We start from the raw sequence: 1,519 nt of genomic DNA, 5'->3' as shown, positions 1-1,519 counted from the left end.
GCTGACGCTGGATGCCGGTGGCCTGGCCGCCGACGCCGCAGTAGTTGCCGCCGGGCACGAGCCGAACGGGTACTTCTGGGAAGGTCTCGTGCGGTTTGCCTGGCCGGATATTGTCGAGCGCCTCGATTTCGACAGCGAGGCCGGCATGTTCTGTGCGGTCGGGAGTTCGAGCGACCTCGCGCGGCTCAAAACGGCTGTTGAGTCCGTCATCACAAGCCCCGAGGTAGTCCGCGACATCATTGCCCGTGCGAAGACTTCAGGCTTCGAATTCGACGACTAACGCTGTGACTGCATGGGTTCGCAGGGTTGTTCAGGCCGCGGTGGCGAGGGGGCGTCCGCCCCAGCGGATGCCTTTCTCGCTGCGGATGCGGGCGCGTTCCTTGCGTTCGGCGGCCAGGACGTCTCGGTGGCGGGCGTTGGCGTTGCGCCAGCGCAGGTAGGCGTGCAGGGCCCGGGTCTGCACGGTGTGGTTGGGGTGGTTGGAGTTGGCGATGGTGAACTGCCGCAGCGGTCCGAAGTGCGCCTCGATCGGGTTGGCCCACGAGGCGTAGGTCGGGGTGAAGCACAACTCGACCTTGTGCTTCTTCGCCCAGCGGCGGATGTCGGCGCCTTTGTGTGCGGACAGGTTGTCCATGATGACGTAGATGGGGGCGCCGTCGGGACGGGCGGCGCGGATCGACTTCAGCGCGGCCAGCGTGTTCGCGGCGCCCTTCTTGCGGCGGTTGACGCCCCACAGGCGGTCGTCGCCGACCGAGTAGCAGCCGTGGAAGTAGCGCACCCCGTGAGTGCGGTGGTAGGTGGCCGGCACCCGGTCGGGGTGCTTCCGTTGAGACCACCCCGAGCCTGCGGTGGGCCGGATTCCGAGCGGGCCGAACTCATCGAAGGCGAACACCCGGTCCGGGAAGCGGTGAAGGACCTCCTCGATCCGGTCCAGCTTCGTCTCGCGGTCGGGGTCGGGGGATTCCTTCCATGTCTTGGTGCGCTGGAAGGTGACGCCGCGGCGGGCGAGCAGGCCGCGTAACGCCTCGCGGCCGATGCGGATCACCCGGCCGTGGACTTTCCGCAGGTAGGCGACGAGTTTGCGTAGCGACCAGCGGGTGAAGGGCTGGTCGAGCTTTGTGGGGCGGGTGGTGGCCGTCTGAACGATGAAGTCCTCGTCGTCACGACTGAGCAGGCGGGGACGGCCTCCCGCCCACCGAGGGTCCAGACAGGCCAGGCCGATCTCGTTGAACCGGTGGATCACATCACGCACGGTGTCCTCGTCGGCCTGCACCAGCTGGGCGATCACCGGCACCCGGTTCCCGCCGGCCGAGGCCAGCAGCATCATCGCGCGCCGGTAGCGCACGGAGTTGGTGCTGCCGCGGCGCACGATCTGCTGCAGTTTGTGCCCCTCCTGGTCGGTCAGTCTGCGCACACGAACAGGCTCGGCCACCGCGCCTCCAGCAGTCGGATCGGACGTCACCGCACATCCAACCGCCACGACCACCAACCCGGCGAACCTATGCGGTCACAGCACTAG

General features: G+C 67.7%; 2 protein-coding genes. One reads left to right on the top strand and one right to left on the bottom strand.

Annotated features, from left to right (window positions below; all coding sequences use genetic code 11):
• The first annotated feature begins 1 nt into the window (after nucleotide 1).
• Complete coding sequence (locus ACFY1L_RS55985) at nucleotides 2-280, top strand: Imm51 family immunity protein (protein ID WP_388843383.1); 279 nt, start codon at nucleotides 2-4, stop codon at nucleotides 278-280.
• 30 nt (nucleotides 281-310) lie between these two features.
• Here ACFY1L_RS55985 and ACFY1L_RS55980 read toward each other — a convergent pair whose 3' ends face one another.
• Complete coding sequence (locus tag ACFY1L_RS55980; RefSeq protein WP_388843381.1) at nucleotides 311-1,432, bottom strand: IS630 family transposase; 1,122 nt, start codon at nucleotides 1,430-1,432, stop codon at nucleotides 311-313.
• Nucleotides 1,433-1,519 lie beyond the last annotated feature (87 nt).

The organism is Streptomyces sp. NPDC001663 (genome assembly GCF_042893105.1).
In the GTDB taxonomy this organism is placed as follows: domain Bacteria; phylum Actinomycetota; class Actinomycetes; order Streptomycetales; family Streptomycetaceae; genus Streptomyces.
Note: the sequence above shows the minus strand (reverse complement) of the source record. Positions and strands in the feature narration are given on the sequence as shown.